Genomic DNA, 25,066 nt, shown 5'->3' with positions numbered 1-25,066 from the left:
ATGGATCAACCGGATATCGTGGCCAAACTTACCAATCTCCCGTCCCCAATAATGGGCGCTGGCGCAGGCCTCCATCGCGACCACACACCTCGGCAACCTCGCGAAAAACTCGAGCAATCTGCTGCGGCGGGGGAACTCGCTCCAAGAAGTCGATGACCCCAATGAGCTGGGTGCCGAGGCCGTTTCCGAGCATGATTCTTAGGCCGAAATTAGGCTAATCCGCGGCCAGCAATGTTTCGCGGCCAGTGGCCCTGATACTGCTGTCGCCTTATGCACCATATGTACCGCGACATTCACGCGCGAGCTTTACGGTAAGGACACGGATCCTTCGCCTAGGATTGTGCGGCATTCGCAAGCGCATCCCGTGATGGCTGCACACGCATACTCATTTACGTCGATGGCGCCGGACCTTTACGAAGAGGGGCGTCATCCGGAAGACGGCTGCCAGCGATCAAGTCTGGAATTGCTTCATGTAACTCCTTGTCCCGGACAAAACGTGGTCAACAATTACGATCACTATTTGCCAGGTACACGTAAAGCCATGCGCATGATCTGCGGCGCGCACAAGTTTCGCGTAGGATGTTTGCGTAGATTCCGAATTCTCCGAAGTAAAGCGCTTGAGGAGCGAGGACTACAAGAATTGGCAATTGTACTCAATCTATTTCACAGCTAGCGTGCAATCGGTTTTGCGAGACGAGCAGCACTGCGCGCGTCCGACGTCCGATTAGATGAACAGCCGACAGCAGATTGTCTGGATGCTGAATGCGCACGAAGTCAGGATGAGGCCAGCCGACTTGGATCGCAAACAGAGGAATTCCCCGAGTTGATGCTGTAGGGGTAGAAGGCGAGTATGGCTTCATGGATATCATTTGTCCGAAATCACGCTTGAGTGCACTGGAGGACGGGAATCGCGAATCGAAGAAGCCTTTGGACGAGCAGATACTTAGGATCCCACTCTCCGCGAGTCGCTGTCAACAAAGACGGTGCGGAGGGCTCGCCACCGGGCACGGCACCGCAGGCTGCGCGAGCTCCCCAAACTTTGCGGCCTGGCTCGGCCTGACACCAAAGAAACACTCGACAGCCGGAAAGAACAGGCTCGGCGTGATTACACGCGCCGGCGACGGCATGTTGCGAACCGTTTTGGTGGCTGGCGCGACGGCCGTGATCGCAGATATGCGTCGACGGGAAACTCGCTCCTGGCCCTGGCTGAAAGACATCATGGCACGCAAGCCGCCGAAACTGGTGGCCATAGCGTTGGCAAACAAACTAAGTTCAGCTAGCAGTAGCTGTTCTTCTTACTTGGACACCTGGGAGAGCAGCAGAGGACCCACTGGAGCCAGCATTAGCGGGAGCAAGGGCGTGGGGTGCGCAAGCGGCGAAGCCGCTGCAGGGCTGTGGTCAGTTGGGCCCCAATCTCGATGCAGGCAAGGAGGAACGCGCGGTAGTCGCCCGGCTGACTTGATCAATCGACGGTGCTTCCGCATTCTCAGGGTTGTCCACCATGTCAGTGCGCGATACCTCGGCGGGACCGCTGACACAGCAACATCAGAATGGCGCGTGGACCGGGATTTGGCGGCGATGGTCGCACGGGACGGTGAGGCAGGTTCGATCACCTCCGACCACGGCAAAGAGCTCACTTGCAGGTTCAAGGAGGACGATATCGGCGGGCACTTCATAACCCCTTGGGGGAACCATGCAAAGCGGTATCGTCGAGAGCTTCACCGGTCGGATGCAGACGAGTTCTTGACGCTGTTGGTCGACATCGACGATCGGCGCCAGAATAGCGCCGGGTTCGTGGGCTACAACAGCGATCGTGCGCACTCCAGACGCCCGCACAGTAAACTGCGACATTCACCGCACTGTCGATCTGCTACGCAACGACGACCGGTTCCGCAGATGGTCCGTTTCTTCAGCGGCTCCATCGAGTGCATCAAACCCCGAGCCGATATTGCTGGCTTAAAGCTAGGTTGCAGATCAATGCGACCATGTGAGTTCCGCACGCTCCCGAAAACCAAAGGTGTGCTTGTATGACCAAACGAAAGGAGAAGATAAAGCATGGGCACAACTTCGTTTATCCGCAATTGAAGGCTTCAGCAATCAACTACGAGTTTCCATTGGGCGGCCAGATTCAAATTTTGGACACAGCCAAAAAACTGGGAGTAAGCATAACACCGGTACGCGAAGCGCTTCAGCGCCTCGCCGCGGAGGGGCTGATCGAATCCAAGGAGACGCGAGGCTTCTTTGGCAGAGTCCTGGCCGCAGATATCGTGGCAGCGCAGTATGAGTTCGGCCTCTTGGTCCTAACCGAAGCGCTCAAAGCAACTAGTGCGTCGGAGATATTCCACTTGGAAATAAGCGCCGCAGGTCTGAGCTCACTTGGCGGTAGTAGTTGGAATCGAAAAGCATATCCGGACTCCCGGGCGCAGCAGCTCGAGGAGGTATACGTTCAAATTGGAAAAGTGAGCGGAAAGCGACTGCTACTTGAGGCAGTAAAGCAATTCGTTTCTCACACCCATTATATCAGACGAATCAGCATGGAATCTGAAGCATATGCAGATATGCAAATGGTGGCGGTACTAGAGATCAAAGCATTTTTGGATGGAGGCAAGATCTGGTCCGCGCAAGAAGTCTTGCACGAGCAATTCGAGAAAAAGCTGAAAGCTTTGCCGGCTCTTGTTAAAGAAGGGATTGCACGGAGCTATGGTCGCGCAGCAGCGAAAACATAGCATAGGTCTAATCCCGGGTCGCAAGTTCGCATCATTAATTCGCCTACAGCCGCAGCGCCCTGCGACGGTTTCGGTGACCACAGCGGCGGGTGGAAGCGGCGGAGTCAATTACCGGTCGGGCTACGTCATGGCCGTCTATCCCCGCCGTGACCTGCCCCTGCGTATTTCCTCCAGATGGAGTTAGAGTCCGGCCCGCAGTGCAGCGAGACCGAAGTTTGGACCACCCAGAACTAGAGTTTTGCGCCTTGGTCACGTTGGCGGGCTGGTTGCGCCGACGTGGTTTTGCAGCAAAATCGGCGGTCGATTGCCGATCGCCCCGTGGGGCCGTTCTTCATTGTACAACCGCGCATCAGAACACCCATTTGTCTATGTTGTTGAAGAGAAGAGACTTTGCTGATTGGGATGCGATCCTGCGGGGTATCTTCGGTTCTGCCGCGCTCGTTCGGTGATGGATGTGGCGGCATCTGTGGTCAAGGCCGCGCGCGCGAAGATCCATGGCCCATCCGGCAGAGGGTGGACGGCTTCGATCTGACCAGCTTCTGCGGCTAAGCGCAGCGTCTTGGATGCGACCTTGAGAAGCCTGGCGGCGTCGGAGAGATTGAGCCATGGCTCGACGCTATCCTCGGCCCGCCGGAAGACGGGTATCCGATGATAAGATCGCGTTGTTGTGACGCGCTCGCGGGTCCAACGGTTGCCGTTGCCTGTCTTAAGGCCGTTGCGATTGAGCAAGCCCGCAATCAGGTCGTCGCTAGCGATCAGCACCAGTTGCCGGATGGCCGCGATGATGTCGTCGGAGGTGCTGTTACGCTGCCCACGTCGACGCTTCGGCAGCCGCATCTCGCTGTGAGCGCCGCCCGCCCAATGCACGATGAGAACGATCTCGGACGCTTCGTCATCGATATCGGCAACGACCTCGTGGATCAGCGTACGGACGATGCGCTTCTTCAGCCGCGCATCGGTAGTTGGCCCTGACCAGATTGACTTGAGGTTTGAGGCCAGCACGCTGAGCAGCGTTGGATCGATCGCTATCGGTGCGGTCGCCGCATCATGCGCGGCAATCTTGCTCTCTACCTCGGCGACGCGGGCAAGCGAGCGATTCCAGCGCGCCTCAAGCTCCGCGGCAACCAGGCGGTTTGCCGGATCCGCCGTGTCATATTGCCGGAAGGCGCGATCGGCGGCGTAACGGGCCGCTTCGAGATCACGGCCGAGCGCTTCGCGAACTTGATCCCTCTGATGTGTGGCCTGGGCTGCGGCGGCCGTAGCCGCCGCGACGGCGCCGGGTCTGACGACACCGAGAAGTGTCTCTTCGATTGCATCATCGACGCGCAAGCCTCCGAACGCGATGCAGCGCGGTTCGCCGTTGTCCATCCAGCCGCGCGAGCAGCTGTAACGGGGGATGTGATGCTTCATACCGCTGTAGCGCAGCGTCAGCTTGCGGCCACAACGCCGGCAGCGGATGAGCCCAGCGAGCAGCGCCTCGCCATGCTTGGGCGCGCCATGATGCCGGCTCGTGGGCACGTTACTGGAGACCATTGTACGGATCGCTTCGAACCTCTCCCAGTTCACATAGCCTTCGTGGGCGTCCGGCTTGAGGGCGAGCCACTCCGCGCGCGCCTTCCGGCGGATCTTCGCGCCTGCGCCATGGACGCCGTACCCCGTCGCTACGGCTGTTCTACCATAGGCGTAGGCTCCGCCGTAGACCGGGTTCTCGACCATCCTGTGGAGAGTCGCGTAGCTGGGCCGCCGCCAGGCTGTGTCGCCGTTCGGCTGCTTCACCGGTAGGTCGAGGCTGTGCTCATGGAACCACAGCAGCGCCTGCCGCGCGGTCCCAAGTTCCTCGATCTTGTCGAAGACGAGCGTAATGGCGTCCTGCACACGCCGATCCGGATCCTTCTCGTAGCGATCACCGACCTTCACAAAACCGACCGGCGTGGACGCAACCAGTTCGCCGCGACGGGCCTTCTCGTAGCGTGCCGAGAGCGAGCGTTGTCGCAAAAGGTCCAGCTCATACTCGTTGAGGCTTCCCTTCAGCCCCAGAAGCAGTCGGTCGTTGCCGTGCCGCGGAGCATAGACAGCTTCCTGGTCAACCAGCACCGTGTCGACGACGCGACACATCTCGATCAGCTGTTGCCAATCCCGGCTATTGCGGGCGAAGCGCGAGACCTCCCGCGCGCAGACTGCGCCGACCTTGCCGAGGCAGACTTCGGCCACCATCCGCTCGAAGCCCGCGCGTTGGACGCTGCCGGCAGCGGAACGTCCAAGATCGTCGTCGATCACCTCGATCTTGGACCACCCCAGCGCCGTCAATCTGTCGCGCATCGCGTATTGCAACGCGCTGCTCTCACGATTGTGCAGAACCTGATGGGCGGAGGACTGGCGCACATAGAGGATCGCCTTGCGCTCAAGGTGGTGAGGGCGGACCTTGTCACCGATCATGACCGTCTTCCCTCTTCGCGAGCGTTGCGCTCAGCCGCGCATGGTCCAGCACCAGTTGCGTCATCAGGTTCACCAGCGCATCCTGCGCCTCCTTCGGTAGCTCCCGCCACTCCGGAACCCCGACGATGCTGTGCGCGACGCCGCCCGCGAACAGGTCCATCTGATGCATGCCGAACCGCCGGTTGCGCCGAACCGGGTTCGCCGATATCGCCGTCCTGCTTGCCATGAGCCTCTCCTCGATTCTGGTCGTGAGAGTCTCCGCATGCACCGGAAAGCGGTTCATTCAATGATGATGCCGCGCTCTTGACCACTGAATCAAGAAGCGACAACAACGCGTTGAGCGCTTCCAGGCTGACAAAGGGCTCTGCCGTTAGGCAGCCACCGCGAGCACATGCCGCGCGGTCAAACATCCAGGATGGGATCTCCAGAAAACGCTGCGTCTCCGATCCATCCAGCGTGCAGCGGAAAACAACGCCGTCAGCCTTGTCGATCACAGCATGGACGAAAACCTCGCGGCCTGCCCACGGGTGAAGCCGGTACAGAACCTCACGGCAAACGGTCCCGTGGGCGTTCTCAAGCCTCGTTGTAGTATCTGCGCCAATCCTCCACTTTTTGCTGGGCGTCCGCAAGGGACAGGAACCAGTGGGCGTTGAGGCATTCGGCCCGGAAGCGGCCATTGAAGGCCTCGATGAACGCGTTGTCGGTTGGCTTACCGGGCCGCGAGAAGTCCAGGGTGACACCGCGCTGGTAAGCCCACAGATCAAGATCGCGCGACACGAACTCGCTGCCTTGATCGACCCGGATCGTTGCCGGGAAGCCCACTTCCTTGCAGGCCCTTTCCAGCACCTCCGCGACGTCGCTGCCGCGGAAGGTAAACCGTGGCACCAGCGCCGGCGAGAAGCGGGAGAAGGTATCGATGATCGTAAGCACGCGAAGCTTGTGTCCCGTCGCCAGCTGGTCATGGACGAAGTCCATCGCCCAGGTCTCGTTCGATCGCGTGGCCGGCCTGCGGTCATCGCGCAGCTTGGCCTTGACCCGGCGCTTGGGCGTCTTGTTGCGCAATTGCAGGCCCAATTCGCGATAGATGCGGCGCGTCTTGTTTTGCCCATGGCGCCAGCCCTCGCGGCGGAGCAGGACGTGAACACGACGGTAGCCGTAGCGAACGCGGACATGACAGATCTCCTTGATCTTCTGTTCGAGGGCAGCCTGGCCGGAGCGACGGGGCTTGTAGTGATAGGTCGAGCGGTCAAACTCGAGAGCGTCACAGGCCCCGCGGATCGACACTTGCCACTCGCCACAGACCTCGTCGACCAGCTTGCGCTTCCGGCCAGGCTTCATAGCTTTCGGCGGATCACGTCCTGCAGCATCTCCTTGTCGAGCGACAGGTCCGCCACCAGCTTCTTCAGCTTGCCGTTCTCCTCCTCGAGCTGCTTCAGCCGTCGCATCTCCGTCGGCAGCAGCCCGTCGTATTTCTTCTTCCAGTTGAAGTAGGTCGCCTGGCTGATCCCGGCCTTGCGGCAGATCTCCGCCACCGCAACCCCGTCACTGCCCTGTTTCAGGATGAACGCTTTCTGGGCGTCCGAAAACCTCGAGGCCTTCATCGTCCTTCGCTCCTCCCAGCCCGGGAATCGGTGCGAAAAACTCTAGCCAAAAATGGTCCAGTTTGCCGGCCTCAGATCAGCAGAAGGACGGACAGATGAAGCGAGCAAGGTTTTCGGAAGAGCAGATTATCGCGGTGTTGAGGGAGCATGAGGCTGGGGCGAAGACGGCTGACCTGGCTCGCAAGCATGGGATCTCTGAAGCGACGATCTACAATTGGAAGGCCAAATTCGGCGGCATGGACATTTCCGAGGCGAAGCGGCTGAAGGCCTTGGAAGAGGAGAACGCGAAGCTGAAGAAGCTTCTGGCCGAGCAGATGCTCGATGCGGCCGCGCTTCGCGAGCTCCTTTCAAAAAAATGGTAGGGCCCGCCGCCAAGCGCGCTGCGGTCGCGCATCTGCAGGCCGTCATGAGCCTGTCGGAACGGCGGGCCTGTTCGATCGTGAGCGCGGATCGGAAGATGATCCGCTATCGCTCCAGCCGCCCTCCAGAGGCAGAGCTGCGGGGCCGGCTGCGAGATCTCGCCAACGAGCGGCGGCGTTTCGGCTACCGCCGGCTGTTCGTCCTGCTGCGGCGGGAGGGCGAGCCGTCGGGGATCAACCGGATCTACCGATCTACCGGCTTTATCGCGAGGAAGGACTCGCCGTCCGCAAGCGACGGGCTCGGCGCAAGGCTGTGGGGACCCGGACCCCGATCCTGGTGGAGGCCAGGCCCAACGCGCGCTGGTCGCTGGACTTTCTCCACGACCAGTTCGCCAACGGCCGGCGCTTCCGCATCCTCAACATTGTCGACGACGTCACCAAGGAATGCCTGGGCGCCATTCCGGAGACGTCGATCTCGGGGCGGCGCGTGGCCCGCGAACTCACGACAATCGTCGAACGACGTGGCAAGCCAGCAATGATCGTGTCCGACCATGGCACCGAGTTCACCTGCAATGCCATGCTCGCCTGGTGCAAGGACGCCGCCATCGATTGGCACTTCATCGCGCCCGGCAAGCCGATGCAGAACGGCTTCATCGAGAGTTTCAATGGCCGGATGCGCGATGAGCTGCTCAACGAGACCCTGTTCTTCGATCTCGACGACGCCCGCGCCAAGATCGCCAACTGGGTCGCCGACTACAATCTCCGGCGGCCTCACTCATCGTTGAAATACCTGACCCCCGCGGCCTATGCCGCCCACCTCACCGCAACGGACGATCGGCTACGCAACCCCGACCAGCTCCGCCGATCGTCCGTTGCTCCACCCGCGCCACTTGGCGTACAAAACTCCGAGACTCTAACCGCCGCTGGATGAAAGTTCAGTGGCAGGTCATGACCATTTGAGCGACCTCGCCAGTTCCAACCGCGATTGCGACGCCGGCCGCCGCCGCCGATGTTATGGTAGGGGCGCGAAGCATTTTTTGCCTCGGCCTCCGCTCAAGTTTTCCTGCAGCTTATCTGGTGCATTATTTCGGCTCAATGCTAGGCTCGCCGACGGTACTGATCGAGGGAGTGGGCGGAACGCCCAATGATGCGCTCAGGTCTGCCGGTCCAGGAGACGTTTTACTGGCGGTTACAGTTAGACCATACACGCGCCATACCGTGCAGGCTGCCGAGTTCGCGGTCTCGCGGGGTGCAGAACTGGTCGCGTTGACGGACAGCGAACTATCTCCGATCGGCAGGCTTGCCGCAGTCGTGATTCGCATTCGGACCGAAACGCCTTCATTTTTTCACACCATGACTCCCTCGTTTGCTGCGGCCGAGTGCCTTGTGGAACTGATTGCGGCCAAGCGCGGCAGTCGCGCGCTTGAAGCATTGGAGGCCAACGAAGCACGTCTCGCAGCATTCGATACTTATGTCCTGAACAGGCCGCGCAGCCGCTGGCTGTGATCGACAGGGAAAGAGCCGCTGATGCAGAACCCTCGTTTTGCCCGCCACGAGAATGGTACATCTCGACCTTCAAGACTTCAATATGTACGGTCATGCGGGCAGCTCAGCCTGGGGTCGCTGCCGGCTCCCGAGCGACCAGGTCACGTCAGAGGCGCCGAAAATGGCTCTTGGCCATTCTAAACGACACTCGGGACGTCTGCAGGAATTTTGTGAGAATGGTCCCCGGCCTGGCACACGTCGCTCCATAACGCGCAACAGGAGGTTGGAGGTGCTCCTGGCGATGCGCTCTTGCGGTCACGCGAGTAGCAGAGCATCGCCGCCATTGGGGCCGCGCCACCAGAAGGCTTGTCGTCCCGGACATAATCCAACATCGCCCCCACGCCGGTCTACCGGCACGGCCGTATCATCGGGTGACAGATCTTCTCGCAGTCGCGGCAGGAGAACTTCCCGTACGATCTGAATCGCTTTCCACCGACGCGGCAAGCATCCCAGCATCTGAGTTACGCCCTCACCGACTTTCGGTGGGCGGCTGCTGCTGCCGCAGTACCCGCAAGCTCTCGGCGGATCGATCATCACCCGCTGGCGTGGCAGATCCTCGGGGAACGTCTGGCGCTCGACCGCTTGTGCGTAAATCCCCGCACTGTGGTAGCCAGACCGTTCCGCTGCCAGTCCGTCATCAGTGGCCGATTTCCCGGCTCTTCGAACGTTAGCGCCAACTGCTCAATCAAGCGAGCCCAGCGCGCTGATAGGCGTCCGTAGATCTGATGCTCGAACTTGCGATCCGCAGCTTCTGCTGCGCTATCAATGCGCTACTTCGAAGCCCCGCGCCTTTGCTAGTTCTGCTCGTGATCTCAAAAGCCTTCACGGGCTCGATCGCCAACGCCTCCATAAGGGCGGCGATGTCATCCGGAATTGCTTCGCGATCTTCATCCATGCGACGCAGCAAATCACAAATTGAACGCGTTGTGACTCCCCAAAGTGCCAGCCGCCGGATTTTCCTTCTCGGCCCGCGCTGCGGCCGCGACGTCCGTTGCGGATTCCACCAGTCGATTCCTTCGAGCATACGGGCCATCTGCGCCGCTGAGATCGACGCCGCGCCATCTGCGGACACCAGGCGAACAGCAGGCTCATTGCTAAGACCCTTGCCAGCGCGCAACGCCGCAGAGAGTCGCTCCAGCTTGCAAGGTCTCTTCAACCAGGCGAACCTTATCAAGGTAACTTCACCGGCGCCAAGCGCTCGGCCCCAATACCTTCTCCTGCCGCCACATGACCGCCGAGCTCTTCGACCAAAATTGCAAGAGGTAGTCTATCATCGTAACCTGATCGAAGCGTTTCCACGATGATGCGCGCGCAGCTATCGCAAATGCGTCACTGAATTTTATCCTTGAGACTTGTCTGGAAAAGCTGATCGGCTTGCCACTTGAGCTGTCCGGTTTCTGACAGCAATACAATCCTGTCGAATTCACAACACCCACCAGCGTCTGCCACCTCCAAATTCCTAAGCGTAATCAGAACTAATGCGCGCTGGCACAGCCGTTGCTTATTAAGAGGCCGCCTGGCGGAGGTCCGAGCCAATGAGCGCTGAGGCGGACCTTCGCGGACCCTGTCGCCGACTGGAACACGGCAACGGCCAACAAGGGCGATCTCGATGCCGATCGACTACCCCGCTATACTCAATCTCAAGGCCGAAGCAGCTCACTACTCGTGGAGCGATCGTGATGTGATGCTTTATGCGCTTGGCATTGGTATGGGCTCCGATCCTCTGAACGAAAAGGAGTTGCAGTTTGTTAACGAGGCATTTGCGACAGCCAGATCGCTGAAGGTAATTCCGACCTTTGCGTCGGTCTGTGTCTGGCGGGCGGGACCCGGAGAGATTGACCTGAACCGCGTCATGCTTCTTGATGGCGAACGCGACATCACATTTCACAAGCCGATCCCTGTGGCTGCCAGGGTTACAGCGGATGCGCGCGTGCGCGGCGTGTACGACAAGGGCAAGAACAAAGGTGCGGTCATTCAGAATGAAGTCGTCGTCAAAGACGACGAGGGCGACAAGATCGTCACAATCGTATCGTCGACATTTGCGAGGGGTGACGGCGGCTTTGGCGGGCCATCAAAGGGAATGCCCGAACCGCACCAAGTACCTCGCCGGGCACCAGACAGATCAATCGATATTTCGACACGGTCCGACCAAGCGTTGCTTTATCGCCTTTCGGGTGACCGAAATCCCCTGCACAGCGATCTGGAGTTCGCGCGTCGAGCCGGGTTTCCTAAACCCATTCTCCATGGCATGTGCACCTATGGGCTGACCTGCAGGGCGGTGTTGCAAACCTATGCTGACTATGATCCCTCTGCCTTCCATCGTCATCGCGCCCGCTTTTCTGCTCCGGTATTCCCGGGCGAGACAATTACCATAGATCTGTGGAAGAACGGCTCTTCGATTTCGTTCGAAGCTCGTGTTCGAGAGCGCCAAGTGACCGTCGCCAAGAACGGGCAGACGGTGCTGGGCTAAGTCTTTGCGGACGCAGTTTGCCTGGGAGAAGCACGCGGCAAATTACCGATTCCGATCGCATTACAGTGGCATCTTCCCGAAGAGCTCTGAATCACGATGAAGGCATAGCTATGCCACGATACATAGTAGGCGAACGCTCCAATTGGGTGATCTTGACGAACGCCTTGCCTGTTTCAACAAACCGGTGTCATCGATGACCAGAACAGCGTCCTCGTCGTCAAGCGTTTTCCGCGCGTACTCTCGGACAATGTCGCGCAACCGTCGGCTCTTCGCATGGTTGGCATCGCCATGTCTCGGCCGTAGTGTTTGCTTTTGCCATGATGGCCGTCATCCGTCGTTGGTTGAGACATCGCTCAAAGCGCGACTGCGGCGTAGACCGGAGCATCATTCTTGAAGGCTGCCCAGTTGCGGCCGCACGCCCACAGCCTCCAAAGCCGTCCTGGAGAGGGCTCATCAGGCCAACGCGCGCAAACCCATCTCAGGGAAAAATTACAACCGTGATGCAAAAGCGGATACGGCTTTGGCCGCCTGCCTGATTTTGGCCGGACACTTGGGCGATATGCTCGATCGTGCCTTTAGCCCCCCGTTCTTGGTAGTGTTGCGTCATCTACGCGCTCTATAGTGTGGTCTCTGTGGATGGTGAGGGCCTTAGAGTGGACGTGGGTGTGGCAAGCTCGGCGGCTGTGGGCCGTCTCGACCGCCGAAGATGTTGTCGCGCCATTTTTTTAGGAGGCATCTGATGGCCTATAGCACTATTCTTTACGACGCCGACGATCGTGTCGCTTGGATCACCCTGAATCGACCGCGCAAAAGGAATGCGCTATCGCTGAAGCTCTGCACCGAATTTCAAGATGCGCTGGCGTCAGCCGAGCGCAATCCCGGCGTGCGTGTGGTGGTGGTTAAGGGGGCCGGCGAGCGAGCATTTTCCACTGGCTTTGACCTGGACGAAGACAAATCACAGATTGGCCCATCAAGCTTGGATCATTGGGGCTTGGAGGATTGGAGTAGGTACTTAGATCTGGGCGTCAAGTTCATGCAGTCTGTGTTTCACTGCTCCAAGCCAGTTATCGCGATGATCAAGGGCTATTGCCTAGCTGGCGCTTTAGATTTTGCCATGTATTGTGACCTCCGCTACTGTTCTGACGATTCGCACTTCGGTGCGATCGAGGCCCGGATGGGAACTGGTGACACGGAGTTGCCTATGATGTCGCACCTCATCGGTCAGCGTTGTCGAGAACTGGTATACACAGGAGACATGTTCGATGCCGAAGACGCGTATAGGCTCGGCCTCGTGAACCGTGTCTTCCCTAAGAATCGCCTTGAGGAAGAAGTCACGCGCATCGCGAAGCGTATGTCTCGGGTCTCACTACCATCGTTGGTGTGGAGCAAGAGGGCACTGAACAATACACTCCTTGCGGCGGGACTCGATTCTGCTTTGCGATACAGCTTCGCCGCCGATTTAATCATTGGGAAATCTGACTCCGAGTTCAAGCGCTTCCGCGCGATTCAAAACAGTGAGGGTGCGAAGGCAGCATTCAAGTGGCGCGACTCAATCTTTGCGCCGTTCGAATCCGAGACATCGTGGGTTTCCTCGCGCACAGATTTCAAACAGTGTGCTAAGACTGAGGATGGAAGCGTGTAATCATTCCCCGAAGAAATAGACGAGCTTAAGCTGTCTTTAGCTCTATTTCGATCAGCGTGATATATCCAATCGCGGAATGAAGCCGGGTTTGATTGTAGGGGAAGCATGAGAGCGTCCAGGACCGGCCTTCGCCACATTCTTTATTGCTATCATCCTTGGTTTGGTCGCTGAGTGTGCGTTCATGGAGCCGTCGATAAGGCTGATGATGTCGAAGGCGCGCTGGGACGAGTCTGTTGTGGCAGCACCCGTCGGCTTCGTGAAGGCGGTGACCGTTAGGAGAAGGATGCGGATCTGCGTGTCGGGTAGGCGATCAAGCTCGAGTTCTACAAGATTGAGGAATGGGGCGGCGCGCAACAGCCGTTGTGCTGGCTCTACGAGTATAACCTCGACCTAGCGGGAAGCAGACCAACGGGTGCGCCGCTGACGGCGAACTCGCTACTGCCATCCACCGGACATTGAGAGCCGCTCTACGGCGCCGCCTATCCCCATGGTAAGATGGCGGCGGCAGCGGATACGGCACTGCGGGCGTGCGTGAAGATCCGCCGTAAGGCGGGGACCGTGTGCCTAACGCCCAAGAACACTCGCGAAGGGAGCCGGGAGGGATTCGAGAAGGTTCGTACAGTGATCAGCAGCAATGTGCCCACCAGTCTGTATCACGGCGCGCCGAAGCATGGTGACGGCCCTGCTGGCCGGACTGATCCAGTGCAAGCGCTGCGTGCAAACTCACAGTCCGGTACTCTGGCACGTAGTATCGTATCCCGCGCTACAACTATAGCCGCGCCCAGATGGATCATGGAGGCTCCCTCTGCATCGCCTTCCGCAGACTGCGTGTCGATGATGCGATCGAGGAAGCACTGCTCGGCGTCGTCGGTCCTGAGGCCAAAAAAGAGCCGAAGAACGCTGCGATGTGGTGCGCGACGCTCTCAGTCGCGACCTTGAAGCGGTGGGCTATGCCGCCGAAGGGCCTTCCCGGGCACTATCGAAGCGATCGGCTTTGCGGTTCATGGATGCAGCGATGTCGGCAGCTGCAAGGGGCTTCAATTCGTTCGCTGAAAAATCATCTCACCTCAGAGGGTAGGGCTTTCCGGTTGTCTCGGCTATGTTTTTCAAGATACAGTCGCACAGTCGCTCTATCTCGCGCACCTCATGGTCTGCAGTAATGCACACCCGAATCCCCGCCTTTCCTTGCCCAACTCTTGGGAAGAATGGCGCCAACGTATAGAAGCCGCCATCGAGAAGCCCTCTTGCGATTGCAATTGCATCGGCTTCTGATCCGATGGTGATCGCTCTGATCGGTAGTGAATTACCTTGTTCGGCGGTTGCGATATGGCGGTCAAAGAGGCGGACGAGTTGCGCCAATCGCCGCTGCCGCTGGCCAAGTTCTGGCGAGCGGTGAATCTTGCATGACCCAAACGCCGCACCAACCGCCGCTAGATTGGATATCATCGAAAACGCATAGGGGACGGAGTATCCTCGAAACAGCGCCTCGTGGTGGGCCGTTCCAAGCATCAATATCCCGCCCGATGTGCCGAATCCGTTGGCAAGCGACGCTGCTATGATTGTTCGGTCTCCGAGCACTTGCGGAAGCTGAGAGCGAGCAAATCCTTCGCCTTGATGTCCGAAAATCGATATGCCGTGAGTATCGTCGATATAGAGAAAGAGTCCATAACGTTCCTGGAGCTGACGCAGTTCCTTAATCGGCGAATAGTCTCCCGTGCAGTACACGCCATCGCATACATAGGCGACCACGGGATTTTCGCGGCATAAGCGTTCGAGAGCGTCGATGTCGTTGTGCACGATCGTTTCTACCGGCGTTTGATCAGCTACGACCGGCTTGTGATAAGCGAGCGAGATTTGTGAGGAGCGATCGAACACGACGATTGGTTTCCTGCCGCCCGTCAACTGACCCGAGGCAAGGATCGGCATCGCGCCCAGATTGGCGAGCATGCCACTGGAAAAAGCGACGACCCGCGCGCAGAAGATCTCGGCTAGGAGTCCCTCAAGTTCCCTCAGTAGATCGAACTTGAGTCGAGTCCGGGCGGAGGACGAATGCAACGGCCGATGCACCTCGATCGCCTCGATCGCCCCGGCGACGATCATCGGATGAGTGTCGAGGCCCAGATAGGAGCATCGGACGAAATCAATTACCTGCGGACCGCTGTCAATTGGACCGTTGCCCCAAGCAAGGCCACGTTCCCTCATGGAATGTCCATGGATGGCCATGAAACCCGCCATCTGCGACGCATCGAAATACAGCCTGCTCTCGAGAAGCGCGTCGGCGGTGTTCCGAAAGTGCTCACTCGCGCCGTCATCCGCGGGAGCGATCGGCTGTTGCATTTCATTCTCCATTCCAATTTGGCAAGGATATCTAGCCGGCCGCTCAGCTGTGCCCGCACATCAGTGAGGCTTGGCAAGGTGAGCCGAACTGGAGGTTCTGAAAAATCTTGCGGAGGCTCGATGGGTCCCTAGGTTAACAAACTCAACTTGGGTGGGCAGCTACCAAATCAAACAGGGCTAGAGCGCGCGGGGGGCGTCCGCAGGGTAGCTTGAGATCGACACGAAGAAGACCAGCAGCGGGTTGAGCGTTCTGGGCCTGCCAACAATTCGCACGAGATAATCGACAGCGGTTGCAGGATTACTCCAAGCTGAGCGCTGCGCTTGAATCTAGGAGCTGCGGTCGGGCCAGCGTATCGGACTTTGTCCATACCGTTGAGTTTTCGACCGGTGGGAATGCCCGAGCGGTACTGACCCCAGACGATCTCACCTTCGAAGGCGCGGCCCGCGCCGCGACAAAGGCTTCCTGATAGAGTATTGCCGCGATCTCGCCATCCATCTTGGGGGCGGCGTCAACTCGCGGTCCGTTGTCGCGACGGATCAATGTCGATGTAGTTGCCGTACGTGTGGAACGCGCTGTGCACATGTTGCTCGATGATCACGCCGGTCTGCCAGACGACCTTGGGCCACACCTGACCTCGACGAATTCGCGGATCACAAGTCGCAGAATGCGCCTGCTTCGGTTGCCGAGGTGTGACCGCGTTCCAGATCCAAGATAGATTTTCGCGGAGTGCTGGTAGTCCTACGCGTTCCGCAGTCTCGCTGACGAGCGGCTCTAGCGCGACCGCGCACCTTCCTGTACGACAAGCGGACGCAAGCGCCCACTGACGCTCACGTTGGCGGCTCCCTTGCTCGAGCTGGCCCGTCGTCGCGAGTGCGGTCGCTATTTGAACCGCCAAGGCATCGAGACTGACTGCCAAGGCCCGCACTTCCTGGCAGAGTGCGCCCTCTTGCTGGTCCCGATCCGACCGGCAGAAATAGACCACTTAATCTACATTCGGCTGCAAGCTCACCCACCGTCTACGGCGGCGGCAGATCGCAATCGCTTGTAACACGACCGCCCTTTGCGTAGCACGCAAGCGTCTCCTGCCTCAAAGCAAATGACACTATCCGATGTCGGCGCTAGTTGGCCCTGAACTCCTCGCTGCTAGTATGGACTGCATGGTAGTGGCAAATCGTCCAGTCGGCAAATCGCCACCCTTGAGCGTTCCCATCGTCAGCGCCCCGACCGTGATCGACTCAGATTCTCTTGCCGGTTGACGTAAACATACGGCGCGGGCCAGATTTTGAAGGGCGCTGAGCGCGCCCGCAATGTAGGCACGCTAGATGACCTCGTGTAGAGCTCATCCGAGCAGCAGCCGATCCGGTGATTTCGATGGGTTCCCGTTCAACTAACGCATCATGCGGCGCGCACTTTGCGATTCTTGGAAGTTTCGCAAACAGGAGGAAGGCGGGCCTGCTCCTCGCTGCGCGAAGATCGCCCCGATCTCCTTGCCGCAAACGACGCAGCGTTGTTCTTCATGGAGGGCGAGCCAATGCAGGCCGTCCCTGCTCATAGCGGTAAGTCGACGAAGCGTGCTCTAGGCTGATTACAGGCCCCGCTGATCGGAGAAGACCGCGACGAACTAACTCGGTCATCCTCAAGAACTTTGCCGAAGTTGGATGCCAATACCGCTCAACGCCGCTTTTCAGGATCCAAACACACTATTCCTCACCAGATTAAGTAGTGCTCGATCCGTTGCCAATAGTGTACGACCAACCGGTAACTTGCCGCACGGGCTGTGACGCAGTTCATCAGGATGGGATAGATGCAGCAATGAGAAACTTGCGGAATGCGTTGCATCTCTCGCGCTTTGGGCTTTCATGGCCGACCCCGAGGCATCGCGGACGACTAGCTCGGAAGCAAGAAGTTGGAGGCTGCATCCTGCGTGGTTGCAAGTAGATGGCCATCGCCGATCTGGAAAGGTGCTACAGCAAAAGTTGCGGAGCTGATGCCGGCGGAACGACCGAGTCGGTGTTCAATATCTGAAAGTCCCTTCGATTTCGCTGAGAGGCGAGCTAAGGGACTTTGCGTTCGGTTCCGCTTCCCCAGCTCGTAACAATTGCGAGCGGCGGCGCTCCCGTGTCGCTAGCATCGCAAGGTCGATTCATGTTTCGAAGAGTCACAATGGGGGCCTCGATGGGAGTGTTGTCGCGTCTGCGGGTGGTGGAAATCGGTAGCTCAGCTGCAACCAGCTACTGTGCGCGGTTATTTGCCGATTTCGGTGCCGACGTTCGGAAGGTCGAGCCGCCAAAAGGGGATCCACTTCGACGGAGCCCGCCGCTGACGCCCAGCGGGCAGAGCGCGTGGTTCGCATTTCTGAACTTCAATAAGTCAAGCATCATCATCGATCCCACTGCCAAACAGGCGAGCACACGACTGACAGCATTGATCGAGGACTGCGACATTCTGATCGATGGTCGCGACGTCGATGTCGCAGGTTGCCCGTTCATTGATCTGGCCGCGGTCCGCCAGCTCTGTCCCGAGTTGATTTGCCTCCAAGGGAGTTGGTTCGGTCGAGAGGGGCCCTATGCAAAATTGGTCGCAACAGATTCAACTGTTCGTGCGCTCGCCGGCCTTGTTAAGTTGGTTGGACCTGTTGAGGGGCCACCGATGCATGCACCGGATTTCCAAACGGGCATCCTCGCCGGCCTGTGGGGCTTCATTGCTGCGGCTTCCTCGGTGGTTGCGCAGGCGCAGGGCGCAGGAGGGCGCCTGTGGTCGCTCAGCATCTTCGAATCGAGCCTCGCTCTCAATGAGTATCTTATGTCAGAGGCGTTCACGCATGGCGACGTGATGCGCCGGATTGGCACTAACCGCTTTTGGCCGGGATCTCCGGTTGGCATATACGAAACCAGAAAGGGGTGGCTCGGCGTAACGGTGGTAACGCCGGCACAATGGCGGGCATTCTGCGACATGCTCGGCCTATCCGAATTGCGCGATGAATCGGCTTTAGTCCTCGGCGAGGATCGACTCAAACACTTAGAACAGATCGAACAAGCATTTGCGCCGAGATTGAAATCGCGGACCGCTCAGGAGTGGTTCGCGGAGGGACGAAAACGAAAGATTCCGATCGTACCCGTGCCAGAAATATCGGATCTGCTCCAGGATATGGAGAAGAAAGAGCGTGGCGCGATCGTGCCTGTTCTGCTTGGCGAAGAAGAGGGCCTGACGGTCGGCTCGGCGCAGCGGTTGACACTGACGCCGCCGCGCCGCGGCGGAAAGGTTCCCGCTCTGGGCGAGCGCCAGAACATCCACAGTACGCGAAGAGATCTAGCCGGCACCGCGTCGGCATCGCCCAGCCGCATCGCTGCACCCCGGCAGCCACTAAAGGGCATTCGGGTCATCGACTTTTCAATGGGCTGGGCAGGTCCGTTGTGTACGCGCACACTGGCTGATCTGGGAGCGGATGTCATCAAGATCGAGGCTATTCAGTATCCGGACTGGTTTCGCGGTGTTGATCGAGGGCGTGCTTATATTGATGCCCAGATGTACGAAAGGATGGTGCGTTTCTCCAGCATGAACCGCAATAAGCGCGGTATCACACTCGATCTCAGGCGGTCTCAGGGGCTCACTCTCGCCAAACGGCTCTTGGCAGGAGGTGATATTGTTGTCGACAATTATTCGGTCGATGTGCTTCCGAAGTTCGGTCTTGGCTACGAGGTGCTCAAAAGGCTCAACCCTCGGCTTATCATGATGTCAATGTCAGCATTCGGCGCAAGTAGCCTCAATCGTGATTGCCGGGCCTACGGCTCGACTCTCGAGCAGGGGTCGGGATTACCAAGTGTGATCGGAAATGCCGACGGCCCGCCCGTGATGAGCCACATTGCATTTGGGGATGCCGTCGGCGGATTGAACGGCTGCGCTGCAGTGTTGGTAGCCCTGATTCACGCCCGCAACACCGGGCAGGGACAGTTCATCGACCTCGCCCAGATCGAATGCATGATGCCGTTTGCTGCACCATGGATCACCGTTCATTCGATGGGCAGTACGCCACTAAAGAGGTTTGGCAATCGACATCCGCAGTTCGTGCCGCATGGCTGCTTCCGATGCGCGGGTGAAGACAACTGGATCATGGTAGCCGCCACGAACAAGGACATGTGGCACAGCCTTGCGGTAGTGATCGGTCGGCATGACTGGGCCGCAGACCCGTCGCTTGAATCCGAGAAAGCTCGCCGGGGCATTGAAGACGTCATCGAGAGGGACATTGAAGCGTGGACGCTCACTCGGGACGCGGATCAGGCCATGTCTGAGTTACAAGCTGCAGGGGTTGCCGCCGGTGTAGCCCGCCTTCCGATTGACCTACTCAAGGATCGGCATCTCCAGTCGCGCGCGTTTCTGCAGGAAGTCGAACGCGCGTTCATAGGCCGGCATCCGCAGCCTTCATTGCCAATTCGCGAAGGTTCAGAGCCCTATCCCATCCGCGCAGCGGCGCCGACGCTGGGACAACACAACATAGAAGTCCTGTCGGAAGTTCTCGACCTGTCTGACGTTGAGATCGGGGAGTTGATGACGGACGGGATAATCGGTACAGAGATGCTTACCGAAGGGGAGCTCGCAACAACAAAAAAGGTTTCATTGGACTGAAAAATCGGCGATTCGGCCTAGATTGTTGTAACTCTCGAGCTTAGCAGAATCACCTCCGCTGGTCTGTCATTATGATAGCTTGCGGATCCTACAGTTCTTCCTAAGCACTAATAACCCAGTTTTCTGTCGCGCAAGCTTGCAGCATAGTTATTGAATGGGTTCGGGTGTCCTGATCGAAGGAGATACCGGATGCGGGGTCTGACACCCGAGGGCGATGCTGGCACTTCTTCGCGCTCATGACGACCAACGCACCATTCATCGCAGCTCCTTCGATTCTACCGCGAACTCGTCAAAATCGAGCCGTTTCGTTCGCACTCACAACGCGAATTCACAGCCCTTCATTTGGACGGCTACTGCCGATTCTATCCTCCAAAATTCGCGCGACTTTGTCAGCGATTCGGATGACCTTGCCCCAAGTTTTATCCAGGCCTGGTTCGCGCCGGTTGCTGCATTCGACCGGCTTGGCGGTGGTAATGACCGAAGCTGGCGCGGAGCCATTGGCGCATAGCGCAGCGCCAGATCCCGGTGCGAACTAGGACGGCGTCTTCCATCATGCCGCGAATGCGGTGTGTCGTTGTAGTCGGTACGCCAGCATCCAAGTGCGACGGGGCTTGGTGAACAGCGGCTCGCTCAACAAAACGCCACTGTGGTCACAGCCACCCCGCTGCGAGTCGGTGTGTCGCCGCTAAATGACGGGGCGGCAGATTGACGCTACCCGCATCGTCGGCGAAGCTGCAAGGCGGCGGGCCCATTCTACATTGCGGTCGGTGACCATGTGCCATGGGGGCCGTCGCCTCGGGTCGTATGGCGAGTCCGTGGAGGAGCCGCCAAAGGCGTCTCCCCCGCCCGTTTTTCTGATTGGTCATGAAGCCGAATGTAAGACAACGCCTACGAGTGGCTGGCCCGTGGTGACAGACGCCAGAGTGCGATCAAGAGCTTGCGTGCCGGCGCCACGGTCATTGTCTTGCGTATGCCGCAACGACGGTCTGTCGTTCGCGCCTAGAGCCAGCGGGCCAGATCGCTATCCTTTTGGAATTGGAGAAATCGCTAAGATGGAGCGCGTCTTCGTCAAGCAGTCTTCAAGATCGGCAGAGGGGCGACCGCATTATGCCGGCTGTAGCCGCTTTACTACGGCGATGTTGCAACTCCGACACCCGCAGCGTCATTCCGAGAGCAGGCTGCTACCCACACGTCGCGCTGGGAAAGCCGCGCCGCGAATTCCGCGAGTGGCACGCCGATTGCTGGGTTTAAGAGCAGCCTCGCCAAGTCTTCGCCGCGGGTCTATCGCAAGAAGTGCCGATCAGGCCTGCTCGATGATTTCTGATCATTGCGCTGACGGGCGGAAATCCAACGGCGGTGAACATCATGAGATGAAACTTATGTCGGTCTAGCTTGACTTGAGACACGTCAAGCCTTCTAGCGAACGGAGAAGGAATGATTTCCGAAGTGTTTATCACTTGTGCGCTCACAGGGAGCGGGGATAGGCCGAACTATACGAATGTGCCAGTAACGCCGCAGCAGATCGCTGAGTCGGCCATCGAGGCGACGCGGGCGGGGGCTGCGGTAGTGCACATCCACGTGCGTGATCCTGCGACCGGGCGGGGGTCGCGGGACCCGGCGCTGTATCGGGAAGTGGTGCAGCGCATTCGGAAGTCGGCTGTGAATCCGGTGATCAACCTGACCACGGGGATGGGCTGCGCGCTCGTCCTTGGTGGGGCGGAGTCTCCGCTGCCGCCGGCGACTGGCACGGACATGGCCGGCGCCCTTGCGCGGCTAGTGCACATCGAAGAGCTGCGCCCCGAGATTTGCACATTGGATTGCGGTACGTTGAACTACGGCACCCGCGACGAGTTGATCGTGGTCAACACCCCCGCGACGGTGCGCGCGATGGCCGCACGCGTGAAAGAACTCGGGGTGCGCCCTGAGCTCGAGGTGTTCGATACCGGTGATCTGGTGATGGTACACGATTTGATCAAAGAGGGGCTTATCGACGGTCCGCCGTTGATTCAGCTATGTATGGGAATTTCCTATGGCGCGCCCAGCGATCCGACCACGCTGATGGCGCTGGTGCATCGACTCCCGCCGGGCGCCGTCTACTCGACCTTCTCGATTGGACGAATGCAGCTCCCGTATGCGGCCTTGGCACCACTAGTTGGCGCCAACGTGCGGGTGGGGTTGGAGGACAACCTTTACCTCTCCCGCGGGCGGCTGGCTTCTAATGCCGACCTCGTGCAGCAGGCAGTTGAAATTCTCGAGCGGATCGAGGTACGGGTGATGAACCCGGACGACGTGCGCGAGAAGCTCGCGCTCAAAGGTTATGCTTGAGTGTCAGAGTTCATGCCTAAGGGATCACACTTCTCTGAGAGGCAGCGGCGAGCTGGCAACGACCGCGTCAAGGTGCTTACGCAAATCGTTGGCGCTGACGGCAGGCGCCTCCATCCCTTCCACGTGCTCGCGCGCGAGGGTGATAAGGGGCCGGCGGCCGCGGGCGAGCAGAGGCTGCTCCATCTCAACGCGGGCAACGGACCTGTATTCCGCCCAATGGAGTTGTGCGAGTTTGCGCGCGTTCTTCAGCGCGATGTAGCGTGCTGCCGATAACATGGGCTTGAATGCCCAAGAAGAGGGAATGATGTCGAAGGATGGATTGTGCGCGATCGTGACGGGTTCGGCGTCGGGGCTTGGAGCGGCAACCGCGGGCCTGTGGGCCAAAGGCGGAGCACGCATCGTGGTCAATTATTCCAACAGCCAGAAGGAAGCCGAAGCCACGGCCGAAACCTGCCGCAAGGCGGGTGCTGCCGAGGTCGTGGTGGTACAGGGCGACGTCTCGCGCGATGAGGATTGCAGAAACATCGTCGCGGCCGCCGCGCCCTGGGGGCGGCTCGACGTACTCGTCAACAATGCCGGCATCACAAAACATGTGCCGCATTACGATCTCGACGGGCTCTCGGCAGAGGATTTTCAGCGCATCTATGCCGTCAATACCATCGGACCGTACCAGATGATCCGTGCAGCGCGCTCTCTGCTTGAGGCCGCCGCTAAAGTGAGCGGACGGCCGGCCGCGGTGGTGAACGTTTCCTCGGTCGCAGCCATCAGCGGTGACAGCTCATCGGTCGCGTACTCAGCGAGCAAGGGCGCGCTGAATGCCATGACGCTGCCGCTGGCGCGGGCGTTAGCTCCTTCCATTCGCGTCAACACAGTTTGTCCCGACTATATCGATACGCCTTGGTTCGCTAAGGGCCGTGGCGAGGCCGCTGCCCGGCAGGTGCGCGATGCAGTGCTGGCGCGTGTGCCGCTCAAGGTTGTCTCGACCGCCGATGACGTAGCGCATCTCGTCTGCTTCCTCGCAAGCCCGGCATCGAGCAGCATGACGGGCGAATGCGTGCGCATAGACGCTGGCATGCATATTATCTTGTGAGAACTTGAAAAACTCTCTCTTCGCTATTCCCTAACTTGTCCCCTCCACGCCTGTGGATGGCTCGTCAAGCATGGCCACGACGTGCGCTTGGAGCAATCTCACCTGTTGTAGTCCCGGAGCTCGCTCGTGTCGACCAGACACATGAACAGCACAACCAGCGAGTCGACGGCGCCGGCGATAAAGCGGGCGCCCTGTTCGGGCCCGTAATCACGTGGTTGTTGACGCCTCAGTCGCCGCCACCGTTCTCTCTGCTGCCAAAGACGCCGCATCAAACGCACTCCGATAGTTTCTGATCGGACGGCGGCGGCATTTCGGCCGCTGATCGCGACGCGACAATACCTCGTGGCTCAAAGATGGTTGGCGATTCATGCACCGCGAGCCCACGCGCCTGCATCAGCCGATAAAAGTCGCTGTGAAAGTTACCTCGTGCGCTCATTGCTGAAGCTGTGAACATCATCGTCTTCACCGCCGGCAGCAGGCAGTCGCGCCCTGTGCGGGATTGACGCGAGTCGTTCGGCACGACAGTGTCGGATACCAGCTCAAGCGTCACGCTGATCGACGGCTTCCCTCGAGCTCCTAAGGGTACTCTTTAGCGGACTGCGCTGGACGCACAAGGGCTCGATCTTCCGACACGCGGCGTTCGCTTGGTTGCCGTCGGTTGTTATCGCGCCTCGGCTGAACCGAGCTTCATCCTGTTTCGCAAGATGATGAATTGCGCAACCTCGCCTGACGAAAATCATTTAGGGACACGCATGGAACTGAGAGCAGCTATCGCCCAGTGCGATAGGTGCCCCTGGACCGCCGCAGAGCAACACAAACTGCGAGGGGCGATTGACGAAGGGCTGCCAGCAAGCGCGATTGCGCGAACTCTCAGGGTGACCGTTGGCTCCGATCACCGATATGGTGAATAGCCAAGGCTTGCTTTTGAATCAGGCCGCCATATCCAACTGATCGAATGCCGACCGAACGTAACCGAAGCCGACAATAGCTCTCCATAGCGGGAACGAACGTGAGTGCGAGCGGACGTTTGATTCTAAGGTTTCGAGAGGTTTATATCCCCTCCGTAGACAATCACGACATACATGCACGCACGACTCAACATCTTCTATTGGGGGCGAGAGTAGATGGTACGGAGCTGCTTTCCATCTTTGCAGTACACGATCTTTGTTTCGGTGGAATGCAGGTTCCAAGCCGCGCTCCCTCGGCTCGTCTGAAGTCTAGGTCCGACCGCATGCTGACACCGCGAGAGTGCTCTTTGGGAAGTTCCGCGAGTTTGCTCGATGATCGTTCCGTTCTGATACATGGGGATCCAACATGAATTGTCCCCGGGTGGTCGGTGCATGCGATCGGGCCGCAAGCGGAGCGTATGCGCACGAAGTTCGCCATGGTGCTGCGCCCAGCGGGCATGAGGACGTGGTCATCCAATCGGCATTGCAGTTATGACGTTGTTTTCGAAGATCATCGCGCAATCGTGCGTTTCGGCGATACTATTGATAAGTGGGTCGCCATCGTGGTTAGCGCGATCCAATCGCAGCGTCCTGTCGAATAGAGCAGGAGATAGACGACGGGCATGGAAGTGTTTTTCATGGGACACTGTCGACGGCGGGAAAGTGCACTGACTCCCTGGGAGGAGCGGCTTGTAAGGCATTAGATGACCTTCAGGCGCGTCGCCGGCTGATGGCTCAAATGAAGTTGTGGGTCACGGCCTGAAGCTGCAGGCGATACGCACCTTGGGCAAGCCACAGAGGACTATGCGGCCAAAGTCACGGTTCTTCGGGCATGGAGTACGCCTCCGCTGACGGCCGCCTTGTTTGAGGAAGGCGAGCGCTGCAGGTCCTAGGGGTAATCCTAGGAGAAGCGCTATGACGATATCGCGGGCAGAGGTGATCACATCGGTAGAGCGGCGGCGGC

The 25,066-nt window shown here is 59.0% G+C and carries 12 protein-coding genes and 5 pseudogenes; 9 read left to right on the top strand and 8 right to left on the bottom strand.

Going from position 1 to position 25,066, the window contains the following annotated elements; translation table 11 throughout:
- Positions 1-129 (bottom strand): annotated as a pseudogene (locus FNJ47_RS50570) (IS110 family transposase); the annotation flags it as partial.
- A gap of 897 nt (positions 130-1,026) precedes the next feature.
- Here FNJ47_RS50570 and FNJ47_RS27745 point away from each other — a divergent pair.
- Positions 1,027-1,272 (top strand): annotated as a pseudogene (locus FNJ47_RS27745) (transposase); the annotation flags it as partial.
- A 755-nt stretch (positions 1,273-2,027) separates the two neighbouring features.
- Positions 2,028-2,726 carry a GntR family transcriptional regulator gene (locus FNJ47_RS27740; protein ID WP_163158881.1) on the top strand — a complete coding sequence of 233 codons (699 nt, stop codon included), beginning with the start codon at positions 2,028-2,030 and terminating at the stop codon, positions 2,724-2,726.
- Positions 2,727-3,092: 366 nt separating this feature from the next.
- Here FNJ47_RS27740 and FNJ47_RS27735 read toward each other — a convergent pair whose 3' ends face one another.
- The 3 genes and pseudogenes from FNJ47_RS27735 to FNJ47_RS27725 form a co-directional block, all read right to left on the bottom strand.
- Complete coding sequence (locus FNJ47_RS27735) at positions 3,093-5,162, bottom strand: recombinase family protein (RefSeq protein ID WP_163158879.1); 2,070 nt, start codon at positions 5,160-5,162, stop codon at positions 3,093-3,095.
- Positions 5,152-5,388, bottom strand: coding sequence for a hypothetical protein (locus tag FNJ47_RS27730; protein WP_163158877.1), 237 nt, complete (start codon positions 5,386-5,388; stop codon positions 5,152-5,154). Before FNJ47_RS27730 ends, FNJ47_RS27735 begins: the two co-directional genes overlap by 11 nt.
- A 353-nt stretch (positions 5,389-5,741) precedes the next feature.
- Positions 5,742-6,763 (bottom strand): annotated as a pseudogene (locus FNJ47_RS27725) (IS3 family transposase); the annotation flags it as partial.
- Positions 6,764-6,858: 95 nt separating this feature from the next.
- On the opposite strand from FNJ47_RS27725, the pseudogene FNJ47_RS27720 reads away from it, so the two are divergent.
- Both FNJ47_RS27720 and FNJ47_RS27715 read left to right on the top strand, forming a co-directional pair.
- Positions 6,859-8,053 (top strand): annotated as a pseudogene (locus FNJ47_RS27720) (IS3 family transposase).
- Positions 8,054-8,136: 83 nt separating this feature from the next.
- Positions 8,137-8,628 carry a MurR/RpiR family transcriptional regulator gene (locus FNJ47_RS27715; protein ID WP_163158875.1) on the top strand — a complete coding sequence of 164 codons (492 nt, stop codon included), beginning with the start codon at positions 8,137-8,139 and terminating at the stop codon, positions 8,626-8,628.
- A 416-nt stretch (positions 8,629-9,044) separates the two neighbouring features.
- Here FNJ47_RS27715 and FNJ47_RS51580 read toward each other — a convergent pair.
- Positions 9,045-9,562, bottom strand: a pseudogene (locus tag FNJ47_RS51580) (IS66 family transposase); the annotation flags it as partial.
- A gap of 714 nt (positions 9,563-10,276) precedes the next feature.
- Between FNJ47_RS51580 and FNJ47_RS27705 the strand changes: the two are divergent.
- The gene (locus FNJ47_RS27705; RefSeq protein ID WP_163158871.1) at positions 10,277-11,137 is read left to right on the top strand and encodes a MaoC/PaaZ C-terminal domain-containing protein; all 861 of its coding nucleotides are present in this window, start codon (positions 10,277-10,279) and stop codon (positions 11,135-11,137) included.
- A gap of 739 nt (positions 11,138-11,876) precedes the next feature.
- The gene (locus FNJ47_RS27700) at positions 11,877-12,779 is read left to right on the top strand and encodes an enoyl-CoA hydratase/isomerase family protein (RefSeq protein ID WP_163158869.1); all 903 of its coding nucleotides are present in this window, start codon (positions 11,877-11,879) and stop codon (positions 12,777-12,779) included.
- Between the two features lie 1,062 nt (positions 12,780-13,841).
- On the opposite strand, the gene FNJ47_RS27695 is transcribed toward FNJ47_RS27700, so the two are convergent.
- A complete protein-coding gene (locus tag FNJ47_RS27695) occupies positions 13,842-15,116 on the bottom strand; it encodes an aminotransferase class I/II-fold pyridoxal phosphate-dependent enzyme (RefSeq protein ID WP_236000128.1) in 1,275 nt (424 codons plus the stop codon).
- A gap of 2,176 nt (positions 15,117-17,292) precedes the next feature.
- On the opposite strand from FNJ47_RS27695, the gene FNJ47_RS27690 reads away from it, so the two are divergent.
- Together FNJ47_RS27690 and FNJ47_RS27685 are read left to right on the top strand one after the other, a co-directional pair.
- The gene (locus FNJ47_RS27690) at positions 17,293-19,740 is read left to right on the top strand and encodes a CaiB/BaiF CoA transferase family protein (protein ID WP_163158865.1); all 2,448 of its coding nucleotides are present in this window, start codon (positions 17,293-17,295) and stop codon (positions 19,738-19,740) included.
- Positions 19,741-21,174: 1,434 nt separating this feature from the next.
- Complete coding sequence (locus FNJ47_RS27685) at positions 21,175-22,065, top strand: beta-keto acid cleavage family enzyme (RefSeq protein ID WP_163158863.1); 891 nt, start codon at positions 21,175-21,177, stop codon at positions 22,063-22,065.
- Between the two features lie 24 nt (positions 22,066-22,089).
- Here FNJ47_RS27685 and FNJ47_RS27680 read toward each other — a convergent pair whose 3' ends face one another.
- On the bottom strand, positions 22,090-22,341 hold the full coding sequence (locus tag FNJ47_RS27680) for a hypothetical protein (protein ID WP_163158861.1): 252 nt from the start codon (positions 22,339-22,341) through the stop codon (positions 22,090-22,092).
- A gap of 28 nt (positions 22,342-22,369) precedes the next feature.
- Here FNJ47_RS27680 and FNJ47_RS27675 point away from each other — a divergent pair, with 28 nt between their 5' ends.
- Positions 22,370-23,155, top strand: coding sequence for an SDR family NAD(P)-dependent oxidoreductase (locus tag FNJ47_RS27675; protein WP_163158883.1), 786 nt, complete (start codon positions 22,370-22,372; stop codon positions 23,153-23,155).
- 268 nt (positions 23,156-23,423) lie between these two features.
- Here the strand turns inward: FNJ47_RS27675 and FNJ47_RS27670 are convergent, their stop codons facing one another.
- Positions 23,424-23,705 (bottom strand): hypothetical protein, encoded by a 282-nt coding sequence (locus FNJ47_RS27670; protein ID WP_163158859.1) that lies wholly within the window; start codon positions 23,703-23,705, stop codon positions 23,424-23,426.
- Between the last annotated feature and the right edge of the window lie 1,361 nt (positions 23,706-25,066).

Source organism: Bradyrhizobium uaiense, from assembly GCF_010811875.1.
Lineage (GTDB): Bacteria > Pseudomonadota > Alphaproteobacteria > Rhizobiales > Xanthobacteraceae > Bradyrhizobium > Bradyrhizobium uaiense.
Note: the sequence above shows the minus strand (reverse complement) of the source record. Positions and strands in the feature narration are given on the sequence as shown.

What these genes read in the sequence shown, in the direction of transcription:
- FNJ47_RS27740 (WP_163158881.1), top strand. Translation starts at nt 2,028, where the DNA reads ATGACCAAACGAAAGGAGAAGATAAAGCATGGGCACAACTTCGTTTAT.
- FNJ47_RS27680 (WP_163158861.1), bottom strand. Translation starts at nt 22,341, where the DNA reads ATGTTATCGGCAGCACGCTACATCGCGCTGAAGAACGCGCGCAAACTC.
- FNJ47_RS27685 (WP_163158863.1), top strand. Translation starts at nt 21,175, where the DNA reads ATGATTTCCGAAGTGTTTATCACTTGTGCGCTCACAGGGAGCGGGGAT.
- FNJ47_RS27700 (WP_163158869.1), top strand. Translation starts at nt 11,877, where the DNA reads ATGGCCTATAGCACTATTCTTTACGACGCCGACGATCGTGTCGCTTGG.
- FNJ47_RS27715 (WP_163158875.1), top strand. Translation starts at nt 8,137, where the DNA reads ATGGTAGGGGCGCGAAGCATTTTTTGCCTCGGCCTCCGCTCAAGTTTT.
- FNJ47_RS27690 (WP_163158865.1), top strand. Translation starts at nt 17,293, where the DNA reads ATGGGAGTGTTGTCGCGTCTGCGGGTGGTGGAAATCGGTAGCTCAGCT.
- FNJ47_RS27695 (WP_236000128.1), bottom strand. Translation starts at nt 15,116, where the DNA reads ATGCAACAGCCGATCGCTCCCGCGGATGACGGCGCGAGTGAGCACTTT.
- FNJ47_RS27705 (WP_163158871.1), top strand. Translation starts at nt 10,277, where the DNA reads ATGCCGATCGACTACCCCGCTATACTCAATCTCAAGGCCGAAGCAGCT.
- FNJ47_RS27675 (WP_163158883.1), top strand. Translation starts at nt 22,370, where the DNA reads ATGTCGAAGGATGGATTGTGCGCGATCGTGACGGGTTCGGCGTCGGGG.
- FNJ47_RS27735 (WP_163158879.1), bottom strand. Translation starts at nt 5,162, where the DNA reads ATGATCGGTGACAAGGTCCGCCCTCACCACCTTGAGCGCAAGGCGATC.
- FNJ47_RS27730 (WP_163158877.1), bottom strand. Translation starts at nt 5,388, where the DNA reads ATGGCAAGCAGGACGGCGATATCGGCGAACCCGGTTCGGCGCAACCGG.